Source organism: Microbacterium phyllosphaerae (assembly GCF_050628115.1).
Classification (GTDB): Bacteria; Actinomycetota; Actinomycetes; order Actinomycetales; family Microbacteriaceae; genus Microbacterium; species Microbacterium phyllosphaerae_A.
Genome location: NZ_CP192502.1, coordinates 1,747,044 through 1,768,068, shown reverse-complemented (window position 1 = coordinate 1,768,068; position 21,025 = coordinate 1,747,044). Strand labels below are relative to the sequence as shown.

Sequence of the window (21,025 nt, the reverse complement as noted above, 5' to 3'; positions counted from 1 at the left end):
GCCCGCTACCTAGCAACGACATCTCGCCCCCCGGCGGAGCCCGATGCCGGCCACGACCACGCAAAGCGACGAAGTTGCGCCGAGCACTACGGCGACTGAGCTTGCGTCGTGCACCCCTATCAGCCCCGGCAACGGCGACACAAGCGCGGCACTCGCAAAGGTGATGAACCCGTACGCAGACGACGCCGTCCCTGCTTGCTTCGAATGGTCCGATAGAGCGAGAGTCGAGGCACACGGAAAGCAGACCCCACAGCTAGAGACGAACATCCAGAGGGTGACCGCGACGCCTCCCGGTCCAGCACTCGGGATAGCAAGGAGCAGCAAAGCACTTATGCATGCGGCCACGGAACCGCCGAGCAACACAATCCCAGGCGAGAGCCGTTTCGCCAGGGCGCCACCGAGCTGCACACCACCGAGCAACCCGATCGACCCGAAGAGAAACACGAGAGCAAAGCTTGTAGGCGGCAGGCCGAGGACGTTTCGCAGAAGCAATGGGGACGCAGCAACGTACGCGTACACGCCGGCGTAGGTCGCAGCTCCCGCGAGCACCGCCCAGCGGAACTGAGCATCGCCGAGCACGACTCGGAGTCGACGGTGCGGCCTCGCGGCGGCTTGCGTCACAGTCTCCGGCACGAAGCGGAAGATCAGGATGTGGAGCAAGCCACCAAGCGCGGCGAGCACAGCGAACAACCCACGCCACCCCACGAGCGGCAGGAGCAACGCGCCGCCCACGGGCGCCAGAAGTGGCGCGCCGGTGATAACAAGATTAACGCGGACTAGGAGCGTCAGGAATTGCTCGCGTGTCGCGATGTCCCTGATCACGGCTACGACAAGTACCGCACCGCCGGACGCGCCAACACCCTGCAGCACCCGTCCCGCCAGCAGCGCCTCCAGATCCGGCGCACATACACAGAGGATCGATCCGCCGCAGTGCATCGCCGATGCAATGATCAGAGGGCGTCGTCGACCAACCCGGTCACTCCAGGTACCGACGATAGCTTGCCCCAAGGCCAGACCGCCTGTCATCGACGCCAGCGTGACCTGCACAGCGACGTCGTCGAGACCTAAGTCGCGCTGCAGGTCCGGGAACGCTGGCACATACAGATCGATCGAAAGCGGGCCGAGTGCGCTGACAAACCCGAGGAGAAGGATAAGGCGCGCTGACATCGGCACAGGCATAGCTGCGTTGCCTTCGCGACACCATCGTCTTGCATTCACAGGTGTCAGGCTATGCGTGATGCCTTACACTGGTCAACAGCAAACACTGGTGTCGGGAGGAACCCATGGCCGCAGCAACCTCCGCGCTCGTCTTGCGCGACTTTGTGAACAGCTTCGAGCCACAGACCGCCGAGGAGCGGTGGGGAGAGCCCGATGCGCTGCACGGCTGGCTCGTCGGCCATGGTCTTGTCACATCAGAGCAGCGCCTCACCGATGTGGAACTAGAACACGTGCGACAGATCCGCGAGGGGTTGCGGCAGACACTCCGCCAACACGCCGGGCACGATGGTGAAGGTCCTGCGATCCGCCGGATGAATGAGCTCATCGCATTGCACGCGCCTCGAATCCGCATCGAGGCAAGCGGAATCAGCTTGCACGTGGACGCATCGCGCGCGATCGACCACGTCGTGGCTGGTGTTGCGGCAGCGGTGCAGGCCTGTGAGGCGGACGGATCCTGGATGAGGCTGAAAGCCTGCGACCGCGAAACATGCCAGTGGGCCTACCTCGACGAGTCGCGCAACCGCTCTCGGCGATGGTGCTCGATGAACGGATGCGGAAACGTGCTTAAGATGCGTCGTCGTTCGGAACGCGCTCACGTCTAACAAGGCGAGTTGCTAGCGAAGCAGACGTTCATCTGCCGCAGTTTGGCGCGCTGCGCCCCCTCAGGTTCACTGCGGCGGTGATGGCATCGGGCGAGGTGCGACTCATCGTCGACTCGGAGCGACCGACGCGAGGCTGGCCGTGGCGAGAAGCACGCGCCGACGAGCCGCGCGGGCGTCGTCGTTGAAGCGGTCTATGGCCCAGGAGAGGGCAGTCACCAGCTCGAAGATCTCTTGCGCCGTGACATCGAACCACGGCTCCTCTACGGGCTGCGCGCGCTCGAGTAGCACTCGCGTCTGGTCGACGAGGGCAACGGTCGACGGCGCCACAGGGGAATTTCGATCCATGTGCGCGTTCGCAACGCAATAAGGAAGGTCGTGCCAAGTGCGCAACTGCCAAGCCAGATAGATCATCCACTCCGCTAGCGCTTCGACCGGGTTGTCCGCGCAGGCTAGTGTCTCGCCGTATCTCTTCGCTTCGCCGATACCAGCCTCCATCGCAGCGAAGAGAAGGTCGTCTCTCGTGGGGAAGTGTCGATAGAGGGTCGCATTGCCCACCCCGGCTCGCATCGCGATGGTGTCCAGCGGTACCAGCACACCCTCCTCGACGAACACTTCTTCCGCGACGCTCAGGATCGCTTCGCGATTGCGCTGAGCATCAGCCCGCAGCCGCCGGTTGCCGTCGGTGGAATCCCGTGTTCGCTCGATCACTGATCTCATCTTTCGACCTAAGTGGGGGAAGTCCCCATATAATCGTTAACGGGGATACTCCCCACTAAGATCGGAGCCTACATGAACGCCGTGTCAGTACTAGTGCGAAAAGCGGCGGCCCTCGTCGTGCGCAATGCAGGTGGGGCCAAGTGAAGGCGCTGGCGGCCAAGGCGTACGGAGCTCCTGGCAGTCTCTCAATCCTCGACATCCCGACCCCGGAAGCAGGCCCTGGTCAGATTCAAGTGCAGATAGCTGCTGCAAGCATCAACCCAACTGATCTCGCCGTGGTGACGGGTGTTTACGCGTCGCTCCTGAACGTGCCATTCCCGTACGTTCCGGGAAACGAATTCGCGGGAACCGTGACGGATGTCGGCAGCGGGGTCCGGGACTACCAGGTCGGCGACTCCGTGTTTGGCTCGGCGATGCCGCATGCGCTCTCGGCTATGGCATCTCCAGACCGTCCGTCGCTCGGCACCGGCGCCTTGGCGGAGTTCGCTGTGTTCGAGGCGGACACGCCGCTCATCACACGTCGACCATCAAACGTATCGGTACTACAGGCCGCGAGTCTTCCGATCGCGGGCGCCACAGCCTATTCGGTGGCTGTCACGGCAGCGGCGCAGCCCGGGGCGACCGTTCTCGTCATCGGGGCGACGGGTGGAGTGGGCACGGCCGCTCTTCCCCTCCTGTCGCGAGCTGGCGCGAAGGTGTTTGCAACGTCCCGTCAAGACGGTGCGGGCGAAGCCCTGCGCGCTCTCGGTGCCCACGAGATCATTCGGCCCGATGCATCCGAGTATCCGAACGACCTCGACGTCATCATCAATCTCGCTCTGCCTGCCGAACCCCTCCGCCGGGTTGCACGCAAGCTGCGCCCCGGCGGACACATCGTCGACATCATCTGGCCCGGTACAAGTGCGGTGGAGTTGGGTCGGGCCGACGTGCGCTATACCTACGTCCGCGACGTGGACACGCTTCCGGGAGGAATGAGCGACGTCGCCCGCCACGCTGCAGCTGGGACTCTGACGACTACCGTCGGTGCTCGATATCCGCTCAGCGAGGCAGTTTCGGCTATGAAGCACTTCGCTCGGCGAGGTACCTTCGGCAAGGTCGTCGTCACGATGGCAGGCGAGGACTCGCTGTGATGGTTCCCATGTCGGTGCTCGATTATGTACCAGTCACTGAACACGGGACCGTCAATGAGGCAATACGCGGCGCAGTGATGTCCGCGCGCGCGGCCGAGGAGGCCGGATACTCGCGAATCTGGTACACCGAGCATCATGGACAGGCTCGCGTGGCCGCGTCCTCGCCGTCGGTGCTGATCGCCGAGGTGGCGAGCCGAACCAACCGGATCCGAGTCGGGGCGGGAGGGGTGATGCTGCCGAACCATCCTCCTTTCATCGTCGCCGAACAGTTCGGAACTCTGGAAGCTTTCCACCCCGGGCGCATCGACCTGGGCGTCGGTCGCGCGCCGGGCGGAGACGCGCGGACGTTACGTTTCTTGCGTCGAAACTCAACCGCTCCGGATCGCTTCCGCGAGGACGTCAGCGAGTTGCGCGACCTACTTGCGGGGGATCCGATGGTCGGAGACTTCCGAGCAACGCCGGGGTTCGGAGCTCGCACCCCCATCCACATCCTCGGCTCCTCCGTTCGTGGCGCGCAACTAGCCGCCGACTTCGGAATGCCTTTAGTTTTCGCTGCGCACTTCTCGCCCGACTCGCTCGAGCAGGCGACCAACCTCTATCACTCGCGCTTTCAGTCCTCCGCGCAACAGGCAGTACCCCGCGTCATAGTCACCGCTAACGTGCTAGCTGCGGCGGACGCCGAAGCGGCCGCAACACAATATCGACAGATGCTGAGGACAGAAGCCCGCAAATTGCTTGACCGTCCGAACATGCACTGGGGAGATGATGACGTCGATGTCTATCTGGACAGCGCCGATGGCAAGAAGGCCGCGGCCATCTTTCGCTTCGCTGCGGTCGGCACCGGGCCGGAGGTGATCGGGCAGCTTGAGGAAATTGCTCGGGCGAGTCGGGCGGACGAGCTGATGCTCGTTCACCAGGGGCCCACCCTAGAGGACCGCATCAACTCCCTTCGACTTGCGATCCGACCCGGCTCCGTCTGATCGCCACTCGTCCTGCACAACACCGGAGAGGAAACGCCCGGCATCCGAGCTCAGCACAGTTTGGCCAGACCTCAGTAACCAGTTCGTCGAGGGCACGCGCCTCGGTGGGCGCTCGTCGACGGAGTGTCCCGCGCCCCGTCCGCGAGGGCTCCCATCGCCGAGCAACTCAGCGCTTGTTCCCGCGTCATCGCTCCCGTTGACTCGGGCATCGAGGGGCCGCGGCGCAACAGCTTTACGGTCCAGAACCAAGGGCATATTCGCCGACCTGATCGCCGCATTCGGGTATTCGCGAGCATGCGTGGTCCCATCTCAGCAGACCTCACCCGGCGGACCTGATCGCCGCCCTCGCGCCTGAGTCGAGCGACGTGCACTCGTGGTCGCCAGGGCATGGAAATCTTGGAGCAGTTGAGCCTCGGAATCGTGCGACACCGCGTCGGGATGATGCGCACACTCGTGAGGCCCTGACCAGCATTCAGCGGACGAGCACCCCCGACGGCCCAAAGGCGTGGGCGGCGAAGCGGGACCCGATGAGTTCGTGTGTAGCCGAGTCAGGATGCAGGTTGTCGGGCAACGGGTAGGTCTCGGCGTCGTCTGCGCTGTAGAGAGTGGTGCCGTCCAGGTAGTGAAGATTCGAGTCGTCCGCACGGCGTTCGACCAAAGCCCGCAGTTCACGACGAATGACGTCGAGCGTGAGCCGACCTTGGGCCACGTCACCGGGTACGCCGGTGGCGAGGAACTTTGCTTGCCCCACGGCGAGGCCCTCTGGATCGATGGCACCGGGCCCGGAGGCGTGCTCGTGGATCCCACAGAAGATCGGCGACACCAGCAGCAGAGGGGTGTTCGGATGGCCCTCGCGTATGGTGTCGATGAATCCCTGCACTGCCGGCACAAAGGCGCGCACGCGCATGGCGTCGAGGTTCACCACATTGATGCCGAGCTTCACACTAATAACGTCGGCGGGCGTATCGCGAATAACCCGGGCCATGAACGGATCGACCAGAGCGCTCCCTCCGAAGCCGAGGTTTCGCAGGGACACTCCGGCGCGGCGAGCCGCCACCACGGGCCAAATCTCACTCGGACCAACGGCGTTTGAGCCCTGGCTGATCGAGCTGCCATGGTGCAGCCAACGGGTGGGAGTGCGGAACGGGTCTGCCGCAGTGCCGCGAGGTGACAGCGCCCTGATCGGGGCGTCGGTGCGCAGGGCGATGAGTTCTAGACTTTCATTATGCGGTAACCAGATCTCTACCAACCTCTCGATCTCGCCCCTGGCTGGTGTCGGTTTCGGCAGTTCGATCACCGTTGTATGGAATTCCCCGGTATGCGACGACGCGGTTCCTGTCTGCAAGTCGATCTCGGTGAGGTCGCCTCCAGTGAGCGTGTCGCGCAGTAGGAGTTCCCCATCCACGACGACGTCGAGGCGACCACGCGGGCGGTGGACGCCACGGAAGACCGTGCGGCTCGAGTGCGTCTGTAGCTCGACACGGTTCGCCCGGGTCGAGAAGCTCAGTCGTGCACCAGAGGGCTGACTCTCTGCTGAGAGCAGCTGCGGGTCGGCGTAACAGCTGCGCACCCAAGCGGGGAGGCGGTGCAGCCGCACTCCGCGTCCGGTGGTTTCGAGTTCGGCGACTCCGCCCACGAGTTCGGGCGTGATTGGAATTGTGATCATGAAGTCTCCTTCGATGCCTCGGGCCACGACCGCAATGACCGGTCAAGAGCGTCGATCGACCGTGTCCAAGACTCGACAATCGATACCTCGCTATGCCCGAAGGACCCCCACCGCTCCAGGGCGAGGTACCCGTTGATGGCAGCCCCCACAAACCGAGTAGCGTGCACCAGTTCGGCCTCGTCGAGCGCGTACGCCCGCAATACGGCCGACGTGAACGAGACCAGTCTGCCCGCCGCGTCCGAGCTCACGGTACTGGCAGCGGCCGGTCGCTGCAGTGCGGCCCAGCGACCCGGATGTTCGAGCGCGTAGCCGCGGTGCGCGTCGGCGAAGCCGCCGAGAGCGTCGCGGCCGGAACGACCCGAAGTTTCCGTTGCAATGCGGTCGGCGAGTTCTGCGAGGGCCACTTGGTGAACCCCGTTTAGTACGGCAGCCCGATCGCGCACATGGGAGTAGAGACTGGCCGGCTGAACTCCAACTCGTCGCGCTAGCGCGGAGACGGAGATCGATTCGAACCCCTCACTGTCGGCTAGGTCAGCCGCTGCAGAGATAACGAAATCGTGGGTGATTCCCTTTCGATCCATGGCCCAATCCTACATGCATTAGGCTTCTGCCTGCACATCGAGCCGCCGCGATCACCCAGCGCACACGCGGAGCGCCTGAATGAAATCTGCCCCTAAGGCTCTCGAGGTGGTAAGTGAGATCGCCATCCTGGACGATGTGAACGTCGCGTTCGCCCCGATCGCCCCCCAGTTGTCGCTGTCCCACTGTTGAATCCCCGGAATGGCCAAGAGTGCATGCAAGCTTCTCAGAAGAACCAAGAGGGGCATTCTGAGTTCGCGCCACGACATGGCTGTGCCGGGGCTTAACCACAGCTTCGGCGGGCGGCGTCAGTGGGTGTCACCCACGACACGCCAAGCCGAGACGCGGTTCCCGCGAGAGGAGTCCCGATTCCGCCGGCCTTAGCTGCGTCCGCAACCGAACGTACGCTCCGCCCTTGCAGCGAAATCCGCAAGTTCTGAGCGAACAGTCGCGCCGTCTACGCCGCATGATCCGACGACCGTGACTCCGGCCAACCTGGGGTCAGGTCAGCCGGAGTCGGACGCGATACTCTGCTCATCTCAGAGCTTCTGGGAGCGCATCGTCAGAGATCCGCGAAATTCCGTGGGCCATCTTGCTTGATTGGGTCATCTTCTTCTGACCGGGTCAAGTTAGATAGTGGCTAGGGTCACGTTATTTGACGACGTACAGTGACTCAGAAGTCCCAGTCGTCGTCTTCCGTGGCCTCGGCCTTGCCGATGACGTAGGAAGAGCCCGACCCCGAGAAGAAGTCGTGGTTCTCGTCGGCGTTCGGCGAGAGCGCCGACAGGATCGCCGGGTTCACGTTCGTGACGGTCGAGGGGAACATCGCCTCATAGCCGAGGTTCATCAGCGCCTTGTTGGCGTTGTAGTGCAGGAACTTCTTGACGTCTTCGGTCAGGCCGACTCCGTCGTAGAGATCCTGCGTGTACTGCACCTCGTTGTCGTAGAGCTCGAACAGCAGGTTGAAGGTGTAGTCCTTCAGCTCCTGGCGACGCTCTTCGGTCTCTTTCTCGAGACCCTTCTGGAACTTGTACCCGATGTAGTACCCGTGCACGGCCTCGTCACGGATGATGAGGCGGATCAGGTCGGCCGTGTTCGTCAGCTTCGCCTTCGACGACCAGTAGATCGGCAGGTAGAAGCCCGAGTAGAACAGGAACGACTCGAGCAGCGTCGAGGCGATCTTGCGCTTGAGCGGGTCGTCGCCCTGGTAGTAATCCATGATGATCTGAGCCTTCTTCTGAAGGTTCGGATTCTCGGTCGACCAGCGGAACGCCTCGTCGATCTCCTTCGTCGACGCGAGCGTCGAGAAGATCGAGGAGTAGCTCTTCGCGTGCACCGACTCCATGAACGCGATGTTGGTGTACACGGCCTCTTCGTGAGGGGTGATCGCATCCGGGATCAGCGAGACGGCGCCGACGGTTCCCTGGATCGTGTCGAGAAGGGTCAGGCCTGTGAAGACGCGCATCGTGAGCAGCTGCTCGTCGGGCGTCAGCGTGTTCCACGACTGGATGTCGTTCGACAGCGGCACCTTCTCGGGCAGCCAGAAGTTGTTCACCAGACGGTTCCAGACCTCGAGGTCCTTGTCGTCGATGATGCGGTTCCAGTTGATCGCCTGAACCTCGGCAACCAGCTTGATCGGGGGGTGAGGAGTCATGTCTTCGTCGTTTCTCGTGTTCAGTGACGGGCTCAGAGCATGCAGGAGACGCATTCCGCCATGTCGGTGCCCTCCAGTGCCATCTGACGCAGACGGATGTAGTAGATCGTCTTGATGCCCTTGCGCCATGCGTAGATCTGAGCCTTGTTGATGTCACGCGTCGTGGCGGTGTCCTTGAAGAACAGCGTCAGCGACAAGCCCTGGTCGACGTGCTGCGTGGCGGCGGCGTACGTGTCGATGACCTTCTCGTAGCCGATCTCGTAGGCGTCCTGGTAGTACTCCAGGTTGTCGTTCGTCATGAACGGCGCCGGGTAGTAGACGCGGCCGAGCTTGCCTTCCTTGCGGATCTCGATCTTCGACGCGATCGGGTGGATCGACGACGTCGAGTTGTTGATGTACGAGATCGAGCCGGTCGGCGGCACCGCCTGCAGGTTCTGGTTGTAGATGCCGTGCTCCTGGATCGACGACTTCAGCGCCACCCAGTCGGCCTGCGTCGGGATGTGCTTGCCCGCGAAGAGCTCCTTGACCTTCTCGGTCTCGGGCTCCCAGGCGCGCTCGATGTACTTGTCGAAGAACTCCCCCGACGCGTACGTCGAGTCCTCGAAGCCGTCGAAGGCCTGCTTGCGCTCGATCGCGATGTTGTTCGAGGCGCGCAGCGCGTGGAACAGCACCGTGTAGAAGTAGATGTTCGTGAAGTCGATGCCCTCTTCGGAGCCGTAGTGCACGTGCTCGCGAGCGAGGAAGCCGTGCAGGTTCATCTGGCCGAGGCCGATCGCGTGCGAGCGGTCGTTGCCGTCTTCGATCGAACGGACCGAGCGGATGTGGCTCTGGTCGCTGACCGCGCTCAGCGCACGGATGGCAGTCTCGACCGTCTGGCCCAGGTCATCGGCATCCATCGACAGCGCGATGTTCATCGAGCCGAGGTTGCAGGAGATGTCCTTGCCGATCTGGTCGTACGACAGGTCGTCGTTGTACGTGGTCGGCGTGTTCACCTGCAGGATCTCGCTGCAGAGGTTCGACATGTTGATGCGGCCCTTGATCGGGTTGGCCTTGTTCACCGTGTCCTCGAACATGATGTACGGGTAGCCCGACTCGAACTGGATCTCGGCGATGGTCTGGAAGAACTCGCGCGCGTTGATCTTGGTCTTCTTGATGCGCGGGTTGTCGACCATCTCGCGGTACTTCTCGGTGACCGAGATGTCACCGAAGGGAACGCCGTAGACCTTCTCGACGTCGTACGGCGAGAAGAGGTACATGTCCTCGCCGTTCTTGGCGAGCTCGAACGTGATGTCCGGAACGACGACACCGAGCGACAGCGTCTTGATGCGGATCTTCTCGTCGGCGTTCTCACGCTTGGTGTCGAGGAAGCGCATGATGTCGGGGTGGTGCGCGTTGAGGTACACGGCCCCTGCACCCTGACGGGCTCCGAGCTGGTTGGCGTAGCTGAAGCTGTCTTCGAGGAGCTTCATCACGGGGATGATGCCCGAGGACTGGTTCTCGATCTGCTTGATCGGTGCACCGGCCTCGCGGATGTTCGAGAGCAGCAGCGCCACGCCGCCGCCGCGCTTGGAGAGCTGGAGAGCGGAGTTGATGCCGCGGGCGATCGACTCCATGTTGTCTTCGATGCGCAGCAGGAAGCAGCTGACGAGCTCGCCGCGCTGTGCCTTGCCCGAGTTCAGGAAGGTCGGGGTGGCGGGCTGGAAGCGACCGGAGATGATCTCCTCGACCAGGGCGATCGCGAGCTTCTCGTCGCCGCCGGCGAGGCCGAGGGCCGTCATCACGACGCGGTCTTCGAAGCGCTCGAGGTAGCGCTTGCCGTCGAAAGTCTTGAGCGTGTAGCTCGTGTAGTACTTGAAGGCGCCGAGGAAGGTCTCGAAGCGGAACTTCTTGCCGTACGCGAGGTCGTTGAGCTGCTGGATGAACTCGAGCGAGTACTGCTCGATCACGGCCGGCTCGTAGTACTCCTTCTCGACGAGGTAGTCGAGGCGCTCCTTGAGCGAGTGGAAGAACACCGTGTTCTGGTTGACGTGCTGCAGGAAGTACTCGCGTGCCGCCCGCTTGTCGGCGTCGAACTGGATCTTGCCGTTCGCGTCGTACAGGTTCAGCATCGCGTTGAGGGCGTGATAGTCCAGGCCCTCGTAGGTCGGGTTCATCTTGAACGCCACCGTGTCGGTCACTGAGTCCGTTCCTGCCTGCTCGTCAACTGCGGTACCCACCGTCGCTCCAATCCGTCGCTCACGCGATCAACATCGTCTTGTGTGCCGAAGATCTCGAGCCGATACAAGTGAGGCACGTGGCACTTGCGGCTGATGATGTCACCGGCGAGACAGAAGGACTCGCCGAAGTTGGTGTTGCCCGCCGAGATCACTCCGCGGATGTGGCGCCGGTTTCGCTCGTCGTTGAGGAACCGGACCACCTGCTTGGGCACGGCACCCTTTTCGACGCCGCGCCCCTCACCCCCGCCGTAGGTGGGGGTGACCAGCACGAAGGGCTCGTCGACGACGAGTTCTTCTTCTTGCCGGAGGAGTGGGATGCGTCGGGCCGGAAGCCCGAGCTTCTCGACGAAGCGCGCGGTGTTACCCGAGGCGCTCGAGAAGTAGACCAGGAGCGGCGCAGCGGTCGCGACGGCGCTCATGGCTCATTACGCCAGACGCGAGGCGAGCTCGTCGATCTTGTCGGGACGGAAGCCCGACCAGTGGCCCTCGTCGGTGACGACGACGGGCGCCTGCATGTAGCCGAGCGCCTTGACCTGCTCCAGGGCCGTCGGGTCCTCCGACAGGTCGAGGATTTCGTACTCGATGCCCTTGGCGTCGAGCGCGCGGTAGGTGGCGTTGCACTGAACGCAGGACGGCTTCGTGTAGACCGTGATCGACATCTTTTCGCTTCCCCTCAAATCTCTGGCCCGGTTCTGAATCGGGCTGTTTTCCGGTAGACCCTCACCGGGATCTCAATACTACATATAGGTACGGACATTCGGGGTGACCACTAGGGGTAGTAGTTACATACGTGTAGTTTTCCACCGCTCTCCACTGGTACAACACAGGTTCTCCACCGTTTCTTCCACAGGCTGAGCCGCGTCGGAGGCACCTCCGAACCGCGAGAAATCGCGGCTGGGAGGGAGCTGTGAGAGATCCATCCACAGGTGGCACGATACGACCGACCTCGGACATCGGATTTTCTGTGGAAACTCCGATTGGGCGTGTCGCGGCGTGTCGCCGAGGAGCCGCTTCGACCCCCGCCGCCGGCTCCCGGTAGCGTTGACACGTGGCGGGATATCGGGACCTTCTTCGCACGCCCGGAGTGGCGCGCATGATCGCAGCACAGCTGACCGCTCGATTCCCCAACGGCATGAGTTCGCTCGCGATCCTCCTGCATGTGGAGCAGCAGACCGGCTCGTACGGATCGGCAGGCCTCGTGCTCGCCGCGACCAGCGTCGGGCAGGCCGTCGCCGGCCCCATCACCAGCCGATGGATGGGTGCCTGGGGCATGCGCCGCGTGCTCACCCTCACGCTCAGCGTGTGCGTGGTCGCGGTGCTGGGTCTCGCGTTCCTCCCCTTGAACGTTCCCGGCTACATGATCCTGGGCATGATCGCCGGGCTCTCGACGCCGCCGGTGCAGGCCGCGGTGCGCACCATCTACCCGAAGCTCGTGAACTCGAAGCAGCTCACACCGCTGTTCTCGCTCGACGCCTCTCTGCAGGAGATCATCTGGGTGCTGGCGCCCGTCGTGATCACGCTCGTGTCGACGCAGGTGGGCACGGCAGAGGGCCTGCTCCTCGTCGCCGCGGTGCTCGTCGGCGGAGGGGCCTGGTTCATCCTCTCCCCCGAGGTCGGCCGCGTGCGCATCCCCCGCAGTCGCAGCGCGCTCGGCAAGGTCGTGCTCAAGCCTCCGGTGCTCCTCGCCACAGTCATCGGCTTCCTGCTCATCGGGGCCTGCTCAGCCGTCGAGGTCGGCGTCGTCGCGACGTTCGAGCACGGGAGCCTCGCTGCGGGTCTGGTGCTCGCGGTGTTCGCCGTCGGCAGCCTCGCCGGAGGCCTCTCGTTCGGCCACATCCCGATCGGCCCCTGGGCGATGGCCCGCCGCCTCACGATCGTCACGATCGGCCTCGCCCTCACGATGTTCTCTCTCAACGAGTTCTGGCTCGGCGGCACGCTGATCGTCGCCGGCATCGGCATCGCCCCGGCGCTGGCCGTGCTGTTCGCCATCACGACCGCGAGCGTCAAGTTCAGCGAGACGGCCGAGGCGTTCGGCTGGGCGGGCACCGGCCAGCTCATCGGCGCGGCCGCCGGATCCGCCGTGGCCGGGTTCCTCGTCGACGCGACGGACCCCCGCGGCGCCTACCTCGCAGCGACCCTGTTCGTGGCGGCCGGTCTCGTCGTCTCGATCGTGTTCGTCCGCTTCTTCCCCGATCTGCGTCACCGCGACGCGAGCCCCCACCCCGACACCGAACCCCTGGCGGTCACCCCTTCATGAGCTCCGACTCCCCCTCCTCTTCCGCTGCAGACAGCACCGCAGCCGCCCCCGAGGTCATCTGCGTGGGTGAGTCCATGGGCCTCGTCACAGCCCTCGGAGCACCGCTCGCCGAGACCGAGACGGCAGCGCTCGGGTTGGCGGGAGCCGAGGGCAACGTCGCGGTCGGGCTCGTGGCGGCGGGGCACACGGCGGCATGGGCCTCACGTCTGGGCGACGACCCGATCGGCAACCGCATCTCCACCGAGCTCGCGCGCCGGGGCGTCGACCTCTGGGTCACGACCGATGCGGATGCTCCCACCGGAGTCATGTTCAAGGACCCCGGCGTCGAGTCCTCCTCCGTCTACTACTACCGCCGCGGATCGGCGGCCTCGCTGATGGGTCCCGGGTTCCTCGACGCCGCACAGCTCGCCGGCGTGCGGATAGTCCACACCACCGGCATCACCCCCGCACTCTCTGCGTCGTGCCGCGCGATGGTCGACCAGCTCTTCGTCGACGCCCGCGCGGCCGGCGCGCTCGTCTCGTTCGACGTCAACGACCGCCGCGCGCTGTGGACCATGCAGGACGCCGCCGAGACGCTGGCCAGACTCGCGGATGCCGCCGACATCGCGTTCGTCGGCCGCGACGAGGCCGAGCGCATCTGGGGCACTGCGACGCCCGCCGAGATCCGCGCGCACCTGCCGCACTGCGGGCTGCTGATCGTCAAGGACGGCGACGTCGGCGCGACCGCGTTCCGCGGTGACGACGAGCCGGTCTTCGTGCCGGCTCCCCTGGTCGACGTCGTCGAGCCGGTCGGCGCCGGCGACGCCTTCGCCTCGGGGTTCCTCGCCGCGACCCTCGACGGCGCCGACCTCGCCGACCGCCTCTCTGCAGGGCACGCCGCCGCCGCCCTGGTGCTCACGACGCACGGTGATCTGCCTCCGCTGATCTGACCCCGCGTGACCGCGACCTGGCTGCCCCGCGCAACCCGGTCGTAGGCTTGCAGCATGCCCGCACCGCTCACGCTGCCTCGCATCTCCTGGGGCCACCCGGCGTCTGATCGCCGCGTCCTCCTCGTGCACGGACTCGGCTCGTCCGGCGCGCTCATGTGGCGCCTCGGCACCGCTCTGGCAGACGTCGGCTGGTACGCGACAGCGATCGACCTGCGGGGCCACGGCGATGCGCCGCGCGCGCTCGACTACTCGGTCGCCGCGTACGGCGCCGACCTCGTCTCGACGCCGCCCGACGGCGGCGGACCCTGGGATGCCGTCATCGGCCATTCGCTCGGAGGGGCCTCCGCCACGGTGGCCGCGGCATCCGCCCCCGAGTGGACCCGCAGGCTTGTACTCCTCGACCCCGCGATCCTCGTCGGCGGCCGCGACGCCACGATCGTGCGCAAGAGCCAGGAGCGCGCGTTCGCCGACAACAGGGTCGAGCTGGTGCAGCAGGAGCATCCGCACTGGCATCCGCAGGACTGGGAGCTCAAGGTCGACGCGGTGCACCGCACGAGCGCCTGGGCGGTCGAGCAGACGAGTCAGCAGAACACCCCCTGGGACGTCACGGCGGATGCCGCGCGGCTGACCGTCCCCACGCATGTGATCGCCTCCGACCCTGCGGTGTACAGCATCTTCACGGGAGACGTCGCCGCCGGCGTGCTCGCCTCGAACCCGCTCATCACGATGTCGGTGGTCGCGGGATCAGGGCACTCGCTGCACCGCGACAAGCCGGAGGAGACCATCCGACAGCTGGAAGAGGCACTCGCATGAGCACGTTCGACCCGACCGCCTTCCTCCCGGACGACCTGCTCGAGCGCATCCGCGACCGGGCGCCGATCCACGACCAAGACAACACCTTCCCCGCACAGGACCTCGACGAGCTCCGCGATGCCGGCTACCTCTCGATCCTCGTGCCGACCGAACGCGGGGGCGCGGGTCTGGGCCTCGCCGAGGCGGCGATCCTGCAGCAGCGCCTCGCGACGGCTGCCCCCGCGACCGCCCTCGCCATCAACATGCACCTCGTCTGGACGGGCGTCGCCAAGGTCTTCTCCGACCGCGGCGTCCCGGGCCTCGAGTTCGTGCAGGACGGCGCGGTCGCCGGCGAGGTCTTCGCGTTCGGCATCAGCGAGGGCGGCAACGACCTCGTGCTGTTCGGCAGCGACACCGAAGCCGCTCCCACCGCCGACGGCGGCTATTCCTTCACCGGCACCAAGATCTTCACCTCGCTGGCCCCGGTGTGGACGAGGCTCGGACTGCACGGACTCGACACGACGAGCGCCGACGCCCCGAAGCTCGTGTTCGCCTTCGTCGAGCGCACCGATGCGGTCGTCACGGGCGACGACTGGGACACCCTCGGCATGCGGGGGACGCAGAGCAGGACGACCCGCCTGAACGGTGCCACTGCGGATGCCGCGCACGTGGTGCGCCGCATCGACCCTGGCCCGAACCCCGACCCCATCGTCTTCGGCATCTTCTCGGTCTTCGAGATCCTCCTCTCCTCGGTGTACACCGGTATCGCACGGCGCGCGCTCGACCTCGCGGTCGAGACCGCGCAGAAGCGCCGCTCGAAGAAGACGGGCGCCGCCTACAGCCAGGACCCCGACATCCGCTGGCGCATCGCCGACATGGGGCTCGCGTACGACGCCCTGCCTCCGCAGATCGCAGCGCTCGCCCGAGACGTCGATGAGAAGGCCGACAACGGCGCCCGGTGGTTCACCCTGCTGTCGGGCGTCAAGCATCGGGCGATCACCATGTCGAAGCACGTCGTCGACCAGGCGATGCTGGTCGCGGGCGGGGGGTCGTACTTCTCGTCGAACGAGCTGTCGCGGCTGTACCGCGATGTGCTGGCTGGCGCTTTTCACCCGTCAGACCCCGAGTCGGCGCACGCGACCGCCGCGAGCGCGTGGTTGGGACCGCTCGACTCCTAGCCCCGGTATTCTGCGGTTTACCGGCTGCGGCTTCGAAAATTCTGCGGAATCGGTTGAAGAGAGCCCGCTCCGGTGCGAGGATCGCATCATGCCGTCCTCGAAGAAGCACCCCCCGTTGGATGACGTCGCGAAGACGATCATCGAGCTGCTCCAGGAGGACGGCCGACGCTCGTACTCCGACATCGGCCGAGAGGTCGGCCTGAGCGAGGCCGCCGTCCGGCAGCGGGTCCAGCGCCTCACCGAGTCCGGCGTCATGCAGATCGTCGCGGTCACCGACCCGATGCAGCTGGGCTTTCCCCGGCAGGCCATGATCGGCATCCGCGTCTCCGGCGACACCCGGGTCGTCGCCGAGGCCATCGCCGAGGTCCCCGCGATCGACTACGTGGTGATCACGGTCGGCTCCTTCGACATCCTCGCCGAGGTCGTCTGCGAGGACGACGAAGACCTGCTCGCCCTGATCAACGACCGCATCCGCCCGATCGACGGGGTGCTGTCGACCGAGACCTTCATCTACGCCAAGCTGCAGAAGCAGCTCTACAACTGGGGGACCAGATGAGCACGCAACGCACGACTCCGACCGAGGCCGAACTCCAGGCGATGGCCAAGGACCATCTGTGGATGCACTTCACCCGTCAGTCCACGATGGAGAAGAGCGGTGTGCCGATCATCGTCAAGGGCGACGGTCACCGCATCTGGGACTCGAAGGGCAAGGAGTACTTCGACGGGCTCGCCGGGCTCTTCGTCGTGAACGCCGGGCACGGCCGCCGTCGCCTCGCCGAGGCCGCGGCGAAGCAGGCCTCCGAGCTCTCCTTCTTCCCGCTCTGGTCGTACGCGCACCCCGCGGCGATCGAGCTCGCCGACCGACTGGCCGACGAGGCCCCCGGCGACCTCAACCGCGTCTTCTTCTCGACCGGCGGCGGTGAGGCCGTCGAGACCGCGTTCAAGCTCGCGAAGCACTACTGGAAGCTGCAGGGCAAGCCCACCAAGCACAAGGTGATCTCGCGCTCGGTCGCCTACCACGGCACTCCGCAGGGCGCCCTCGCGATCACGGGCATCCCGGCGATGAAGTCGATGTTCGAGCCGGTCACCCCCGGCGGCTTCCGGGTGCCGAACACCAACTTCTACCGCGCGGCCGAGATGGGTGGCCCGAGCGACGATCTCGAGGCCTTCGGTCGTTGGGCAGCAGACCGCATCGAGGAGATGATCCTGTTCGAGGGTGCCGACACCGTCGCCGCCGTCTTCCTCGAGCCGGTGCAGAACTCGGGCGGATGCTTCCCTCCCCCTCCCGGCTACTTCGCCCGCGTGCGCGAGATCTGCGACCGCCACGACGTGCTGCTGGTGTCCGACGAGGTCATCTGCGCGTTCGGCCGCCTCGGCCACACGTTCGCGTGCACCGGTCTCGGCTACGTGCCCGACATGATCACGTGCGCCAAGGGCATGACGAGCGGCTACTCGCCGATCGGGGCCACGATCATCAGCGACCGGATCTACGAGCCCTTCTCGAAGGGCGACGTGTCGTTCCCGCACGGCTACACGTTCGGTGGGCATCCGGTCTCGGCGGCGGTCGCACTCGAAAACCTCGCCATCTTCGATGAGGAGGGGCTCAACAAGCACGTGCGCGAGAACTCGCCGCTGTTCCGCGCCGAGCTCGAGACCCTGCTCGACCTGCCCATCGTCGGCGACGTGCGAGGCGACGGCTACTTCTTCGGCATCGAGCTCGTGAAGGACAAGGGCACGAGAGAGACGTTCGACGACGACGAGTCCGAGCGGCTGCTGAGGGGTTTCCTCTCCCCCGCACTGTTCGAGGCCGGGCTCTACTGCCGCGCCGACGACCGAGGCGACCCCGTGATCCAGCTCGCGCCGCCGCTCACAGTGGGCCCTGCCGAGTTCCGCGAGATCGGGCAGATTCTGCGCAGCGTGCTCTCCGACGCCCAGTCGGTGCTCTGACTCCGCCGGATCGTCTCAGCCGGATGCCGCGGTGCGCCGCCTCGCGAGAAGCGCGAGGTGGAGCGCCGCGATCGTCTCGCCGTCGTCGAGATCGGCCCCCAGCAGATCGCCGATCAGCATGAGGCGCTGATAGAAGACCGACCGCGACAGGTGGCTCGCGGCCGCCGCGGCCGAACGGTTGCCGGGGTGCGCGACGAGGGCCGCGAGCACATCGAGCAGGTCGCCGCGGCGCTCCTGATCGTGCCGGATGAGTGGCGCCAGCATCCGCTCGCTGTGCTCGTGCAGCCGGTGATCGTCACGCAGCGTGGCGACGAGCCGCTCGAGCGGGCGGTCATCGACGCGGCGCACCCGGGCACCCGCCTCGGCCCGATCACTGTCGGCCAGATCGCGCGCCGCGCGCAGAGAGCCGAGCAGACCGATCACGTCGTCGGCGACCGGCCCCACGAAGACGGCACGGTCGGGACCGGCGATGCGCAGCACGGCCTCGTCGGAGAGATCCGCGGACGCCGGCAGCGACAGCAGCGCGACGTCGTCGTCGTCGACGCGGGCGGCGACGACCGCGAAACCGGCCTGCCGCGCGCGGTAGGCGAGTTCGCCGATCGATGCCGATCCGCGCGCGACGATCCCGTGGCACCGGCGCTCGGCCAGCGCGAAACCTCCGGCGCGCAGCCGCGCATCGATGTCGTCTGCTCTGGCGAAGCGCGCCCCCAGCAGATCATCGATCACACCGCGCTGAGCGAGCAGCGACCACTCGGCGTCGCCGCCGTCGGCGATGCAGCCGAATGCAAGTGCCGTCGCCCCCTGTTCGAGCACCGTGTGTCTCCCTGCGGGGTGCGCGGGCCCCGGCAGAGCGAGCAGCGTCCCCCAGCGCACTCCCCTCGCCTGCACGGCCACCTGTTCGACCCCGCGCCGGACGTCGAGAACGTCGGCGATCGGCATCCCGAGCCCTTCGGTCGCGATCACCTCGCGCGCGAGGTTCTCGAGGATCACGGGGGCGCCGAGCGCACGGGCGGTCTCGGACACCACGACGTCGGCGGGAGCACCCTGCATGCTCAACGCGGTGAACAGCTCGTGCAGACGCTGCCTCTCGTGCAGCGCCTGGGTCTGGGCGGCGATCAGCGCGTGATGCACGGCCTCGGTCACGGCGACGAACTTCACCTCGCTGGTGAGGGCGACGAGCGCGAGCCCCACCGTCGCGCAGACCTCGACGACCGACTGCGGCACAGCATCTCGGGCCGTGCCGAGCTCGAAGACGATCCCCGCGATGCCTGCCCGATGCAGGCTCGATGCGAAGACGCGAAGCTCGTCATCATCGTCGGGCCACCCTGCCCCGGTCGTCAGCAGCAGCTCCCCACCGTCGAGCAGGCGCGCGACGCCCACGCTGTCGGAGACGTGCACCCATCGCACCGCGGCATCGAGCGCCGCACCGCCGACGATCACATCGGGCCCTCCCGCCTGCACCGCTGCCTCGGCCAACACGTCGGCGACGGTGAGGAAGACCGCACCCGCCGGACGATCTGTCCGATTCAGCGTGATCTCGCTACGGTCTGACAACGGATCAGCTCCTTGTGCTCTGTGATCATGGGAGGAAGCCAGCGTATCGCCCCTCGGTCAGAGTGTTCGATACGGATCTCATACCCCCGAAGGAGTCCCGTGGACATCGTCCGTCACCTCATCAATGGAGCAGACACCGCCGAAGCGGCGCGCACGGGAGAGGTCTTCGACCCGGCCACGGGTCAGGTCTCGAAGCAGGTCGCCTTCGCCTCCACCGCCGAGGTCGACCGTGCGGTCGCCGCCGCGGCATCCGCGCTGCCCGCCTGGCGCGAGACCAGCCTCATCAAGCGCGCCGACGTGTTCTTCCGACTGCGCCAGCTGCTCAAGGAGCGCACGCCGGAGCTCGCGGCGATCGTCACCTCGGAGCACGGCAAGGTGCTCTCGGATGCTGCCGGCGAGGTCTCCCGCGGCATCGAGAACGTCGAGTTCGCCGCCGGTCTCGTGCATCTGCTCAAGGGCGAGCGCAGCGAGCAGGTCTCGCGTGGGGTCGACGTGCACTCCGTCAAGCAGCCGGTCGGCGTCGTCGCCGCGATCACACCGTTCAACTTCCCCGTGATGGTGCCCCTGTGGATGGTGGCCTCGGCGATCGCGTGCGGCAACACGGTGGTGCTCAAGCCGAGTGAGAAGGACCCGTCGGCGTCGGTCTGGCTCGCGAAGCTCTTCCAGGAGGCAGGCCTTCCCGACGGCGTGCTCAACGTCGTGCACGGCGACAAGGAGGCCGTCGACGCGCTGCTCGACTCGCCCCGCGTGAACGCGATCAGCTTCGTCGGCTCGACCCCCATCGCCCGCTCGATCTACCAGCGGGCGGCGAACGCGGGCAAGCGCGTGCAGGCGCTCGGCGGAGCGAAGAACCACATGGTCGTCATGCCGGATGCCGACATCGACGCCGCAGCCGACGCCGCGATCTCGGCCGCCTACGGCTCGGCCGGTGAGCGCTGCATGGCCGTCTCGGTGCTGGTCGCGGTGGGCGACATCGCCGACGACCTGGTCGCAGCCATCGCCTCGCGCATCGAGGGCCTCACGATCGGCGCGGGCACGGATGCGGCGAGCGAGATGGGCCCGCTCATCACCCGCGAGCACCGCGACCGCGTCGCCTCGTACGTCACGGGCGCCGTGGCCGAGGGGGCGACGGTCGTGGTCGACGGCACGACGAAGGAGTTCGACTCCGACGGCTTCTTCATCGGAGTCAGCCTGATCGACCGGGTCGCCCCCGGCATGAAGGTGTACGACGACGAGATCTTCGGTCCGGTGCTCTCGGTCGTGCGGGTCGAGACCTACTCCGAGGCCGTCGAGCTCGTCAACGCGAACGCCTACGGCAACGGCACCGCGATCTTCACGCGAGACGGCGGCACCGCCCGCCAGTACGAGTTCGACATCGAGGTCGGGATGGTCGGCGTGAACGTGCCGATCCCCGTGCCGATCGGCGCCTACTCGTTCGGCGGCTGGAAGGACTCGCTGTTCGGCGACTCGCACACCTACGGCCCCGAGTCGGTGCACTTCTACACTCGGTCGAAGGTGGTCACCACTCGCTGGCCCGACCACACGCCCTCGCAGATCGACCTGGGCTTCCCGAGCAACCACTGAACGCTCAGAGAGAGACACGAGA

General features: G+C 66.0%; 19 protein-coding genes. 10 read left to right on the top strand and 9 right to left on the bottom strand.

Features of this window, described 5'->3' with window-relative positions:
- Positions 1–9: 9 nt before the first annotated feature.
- Positions 10–1,167, bottom strand: coding sequence for a Bcr/CflA family efflux MFS transporter (locus ACQ4LY_RS08185; RefSeq protein WP_431075519.1), 1,158 nt, complete (start codon positions 1,165–1,167; stop codon positions 10–12).
- Positions 1,168–1,283: 116 nt separating this feature from the next.
- Here ACQ4LY_RS08185 and ACQ4LY_RS08180 point away from each other — a divergent pair, with 116 nt between their 5' ends.
- Entirely contained in the window at positions 1,284–1,820 is a 537-nt protein-coding gene (locus tag ACQ4LY_RS08180) for a CGNR zinc finger domain-containing protein (RefSeq protein WP_431075518.1), read from the top strand.
- A gap of 102 nt (positions 1,821–1,922) precedes the next feature.
- Here ACQ4LY_RS08180 and ACQ4LY_RS08175 read toward each other — a convergent pair whose 3' ends face one another.
- Positions 1,923–2,528, bottom strand: a complete 606-nt coding sequence (locus tag ACQ4LY_RS08175) for a TetR/AcrR family transcriptional regulator (protein WP_431075517.1) — start codon at positions 2,526–2,528, stop codon at positions 1,923–1,925.
- A 149-nt stretch (positions 2,529–2,677) separates the two neighbouring features.
- Here ACQ4LY_RS08175 and ACQ4LY_RS08170 point away from each other — a divergent pair, with 149 nt between their 5' ends.
- Both ACQ4LY_RS08170 and ACQ4LY_RS08165 read left to right on the top strand, forming a co-directional pair.
- Positions 2,678–3,667: an NADP-dependent oxidoreductase gene (locus tag ACQ4LY_RS08170; RefSeq protein WP_431075516.1), complete on the top strand. Its 990-nt coding sequence runs from the start codon at positions 2,678–2,680 to the stop codon at positions 3,665–3,667.
- Positions 3,668–3,675: 8 nt separating this feature from the next.
- Positions 3,676–4,647 carry an MsnO8 family LLM class oxidoreductase gene (locus ACQ4LY_RS08165; RefSeq protein WP_431075515.1) on the top strand — a complete coding sequence of 324 codons (972 nt, stop codon included), beginning with the start codon at positions 3,676–3,678 and terminating at the stop codon, positions 4,645–4,647.
- 472 nt (positions 4,648–5,119) lie between these two features.
- Here the strand turns inward: ACQ4LY_RS08165 and ACQ4LY_RS08160 are convergent, their stop codons facing one another.
- From ACQ4LY_RS08160 to nrdH, 6 genes are all read right to left on the bottom strand, one after another.
- The gene (locus ACQ4LY_RS08160) at positions 5,120–6,313 is read right to left on the bottom strand and encodes a GDSL-type esterase/lipase family protein (protein WP_431075514.1); all 1,194 of its coding nucleotides are present in this window, start codon (positions 6,311–6,313) and stop codon (positions 5,120–5,122) included.
- Positions 6,310–6,894, bottom strand: a complete 585-nt coding sequence (locus ACQ4LY_RS08155) for a TetR/AcrR family transcriptional regulator (RefSeq protein ID WP_431075513.1) — start codon at positions 6,892–6,894, stop codon at positions 6,310–6,312. Before ACQ4LY_RS08155 ends, ACQ4LY_RS08160 begins: the two co-directional genes overlap by 4 nt.
- Positions 6,895–7,565: 671 nt before the next feature.
- Positions 7,566–8,546 carry a class 1b ribonucleoside-diphosphate reductase subunit beta gene (nrdF, locus tag ACQ4LY_RS08150; RefSeq protein WP_056313503.1) on the bottom strand — a complete coding sequence of 327 codons (981 nt, stop codon included), beginning with the start codon at positions 8,544–8,546 and terminating at the stop codon, positions 7,566–7,568.
- Positions 8,547–8,578: 32 nt separating this feature from the next.
- Entirely contained in the window at positions 8,579–10,699 is a 2,121-nt protein-coding gene (gene nrdE, locus ACQ4LY_RS08145; protein WP_431075654.1) for a class 1b ribonucleoside-diphosphate reductase subunit alpha, read from the bottom strand.
- A 20-nt stretch (positions 10,700–10,719) separates the two neighbouring features.
- A complete protein-coding gene (gene nrdI / locus ACQ4LY_RS08140) occupies positions 10,720–11,181 on the bottom strand; it encodes a class Ib ribonucleoside-diphosphate reductase assembly flavoprotein NrdI (protein WP_431075512.1) in 462 nt (153 codons plus the stop codon).
- Positions 11,182–11,187: 6 nt separating this feature from the next.
- A complete protein-coding gene (gene nrdH, locus ACQ4LY_RS08135; RefSeq protein WP_017828869.1) occupies positions 11,188–11,421 on the bottom strand; it encodes a glutaredoxin-like protein NrdH in 234 nt (77 codons plus the stop codon).
- A gap of 434 nt (positions 11,422–11,855) precedes the next feature.
- Between nrdH and ACQ4LY_RS08130 the strand changes: the two genes are divergently transcribed.
- The 6 genes from ACQ4LY_RS08130 (at position 11,856) to ACQ4LY_RS08105 (ending at position 17,865) form a co-directional block, all read left to right on the top strand.
- A complete protein-coding gene (locus tag ACQ4LY_RS08130) occupies positions 11,856–13,019 on the top strand; it encodes an MFS transporter (RefSeq protein ID WP_431075511.1) in 1,164 nt (387 codons plus the stop codon).
- The gene (locus tag ACQ4LY_RS08125) at positions 13,016–13,948 is read left to right on the top strand and encodes a sugar kinase (protein WP_431075510.1); all 933 of its coding nucleotides are present in this window, start codon (positions 13,016–13,018) and stop codon (positions 13,946–13,948) included. Before ACQ4LY_RS08130 ends, ACQ4LY_RS08125 begins: the two co-directional genes overlap by 4 nt.
- Positions 13,949–14,002: 54 nt before the next feature.
- Positions 14,003–14,761, top strand: coding sequence for an alpha/beta fold hydrolase (locus ACQ4LY_RS08120; RefSeq protein ID WP_431075509.1), 759 nt, complete (start codon positions 14,003–14,005; stop codon positions 14,759–14,761).
- Positions 14,758–15,918, top strand: coding sequence for an acyl-CoA dehydrogenase family protein (locus ACQ4LY_RS08115; RefSeq protein WP_431075508.1), 1,161 nt, complete (start codon positions 14,758–14,760; stop codon positions 15,916–15,918). Before ACQ4LY_RS08120 ends, ACQ4LY_RS08115 begins: the two co-directional genes overlap by 4 nt.
- An 88-nt stretch (positions 15,919–16,006) precedes the next feature.
- Positions 16,007–16,474 carry an Lrp/AsnC family transcriptional regulator gene (locus ACQ4LY_RS08110; protein WP_056313516.1) on the top strand — a complete coding sequence of 156 codons (468 nt, stop codon included), beginning with the start codon at positions 16,007–16,009 and terminating at the stop codon, positions 16,472–16,474.
- Complete coding sequence (locus tag ACQ4LY_RS08105; RefSeq protein ID WP_431075507.1) at positions 16,471–17,865, top strand: aspartate aminotransferase family protein; 1,395 nt, start codon at positions 16,471–16,473, stop codon at positions 17,863–17,865. Before ACQ4LY_RS08110 ends, ACQ4LY_RS08105 begins: the two co-directional genes overlap by 4 nt.
- Before the next feature lie 15 nt (positions 17,866–17,880).
- Here the strand turns inward: ACQ4LY_RS08105 and ACQ4LY_RS08100 are convergent, their stop codons facing one another.
- On the bottom strand, positions 17,881–19,419 hold the full coding sequence (locus tag ACQ4LY_RS08100; RefSeq protein ID WP_431075506.1) for a PucR family transcriptional regulator ligand-binding domain-containing protein: 1,539 nt from the start codon (positions 19,417–19,419) through the stop codon (positions 17,881–17,883).
- Between the two features lie 99 nt (positions 19,420–19,518).
- Here ACQ4LY_RS08100 and ACQ4LY_RS08095 point away from each other — a divergent pair, with 99 nt between their 5' ends.
- Complete coding sequence (locus ACQ4LY_RS08095; protein WP_431075504.1) at positions 19,519–21,003, top strand: CoA-acylating methylmalonate-semialdehyde dehydrogenase; 1,485 nt, start codon at positions 19,519–19,521, stop codon at positions 21,001–21,003.
- The last annotated feature ends 22 nt before the right edge of the window (positions 21,004–21,025 follow it).

Bases quoted from the DNA above. Each gene is read 5' to 3' on its own strand.
- ACQ4LY_RS08185 (WP_431075519.1), bottom strand. From the start codon at position 1,167: ATGTCAGCGCGCCTTATCCTTCTCCTCGGGTTTGTCAGCGCACTCGGC.
- ACQ4LY_RS08180 (WP_431075518.1), top strand. From the start codon at position 1,284: ATGGCCGCAGCAACCTCCGCGCTCGTCTTGCGCGACTTTGTGAACAGC.
- ACQ4LY_RS08165 (WP_431075515.1), top strand. From the start codon at position 3,676: ATGTCGGTGCTCGATTATGTACCAGTCACTGAACACGGGACCGTCAAT.
- ACQ4LY_RS08160 (WP_431075514.1), bottom strand. From the start codon at position 6,313: ATGATCACAATTCCAATCACGCCCGAACTCGTGGGCGGAGTCGCCGAA.
- ACQ4LY_RS08155 (WP_431075513.1), bottom strand. From the start codon at position 6,894: ATGGATCGAAAGGGAATCACCCACGATTTCGTTATCTCTGCAGCGGCT.
- nrdF (WP_056313503.1), bottom strand. From the start codon at position 8,546: ATGACTCCTCACCCCCCGATCAAGCTGGTTGCCGAGGTTCAGGCGATC.
- nrdE (WP_431075654.1), bottom strand. From the start codon at position 10,699: ATGAACCCGACCTACGAGGGCCTGGACTATCACGCCCTCAACGCGATG.
- nrdI (WP_431075512.1), bottom strand. From the start codon at position 11,181: ATGAGCGCCGTCGCGACCGCTGCGCCGCTCCTGGTCTACTTCTCGAGC.
- nrdH (WP_017828869.1), bottom strand. From the start codon at position 11,421: ATGTCGATCACGGTCTACACGAAGCCGTCCTGCGTTCAGTGCAACGCC.
- ACQ4LY_RS08130 (WP_431075511.1), top strand. From the start codon at position 11,856: ATGATCGCAGCACAGCTGACCGCTCGATTCCCCAACGGCATGAGTTCG.
- ACQ4LY_RS08125 (WP_431075510.1), top strand. From the start codon at position 13,016: ATGAGCTCCGACTCCCCCTCCTCTTCCGCTGCAGACAGCACCGCAGCC.
- ACQ4LY_RS08120 (WP_431075509.1), top strand. From the start codon at position 14,003: ATGCCCGCACCGCTCACGCTGCCTCGCATCTCCTGGGGCCACCCGGCG.
- ACQ4LY_RS08115 (WP_431075508.1), top strand. From the start codon at position 14,758: ATGAGCACGTTCGACCCGACCGCCTTCCTCCCGGACGACCTGCTCGAG.
- ACQ4LY_RS08110 (WP_056313516.1), top strand. From the start codon at position 16,007: ATGCCGTCCTCGAAGAAGCACCCCCCGTTGGATGACGTCGCGAAGACG.
- ACQ4LY_RS08105 (WP_431075507.1), top strand. From the start codon at position 16,471: ATGAGCACGCAACGCACGACTCCGACCGAGGCCGAACTCCAGGCGATG.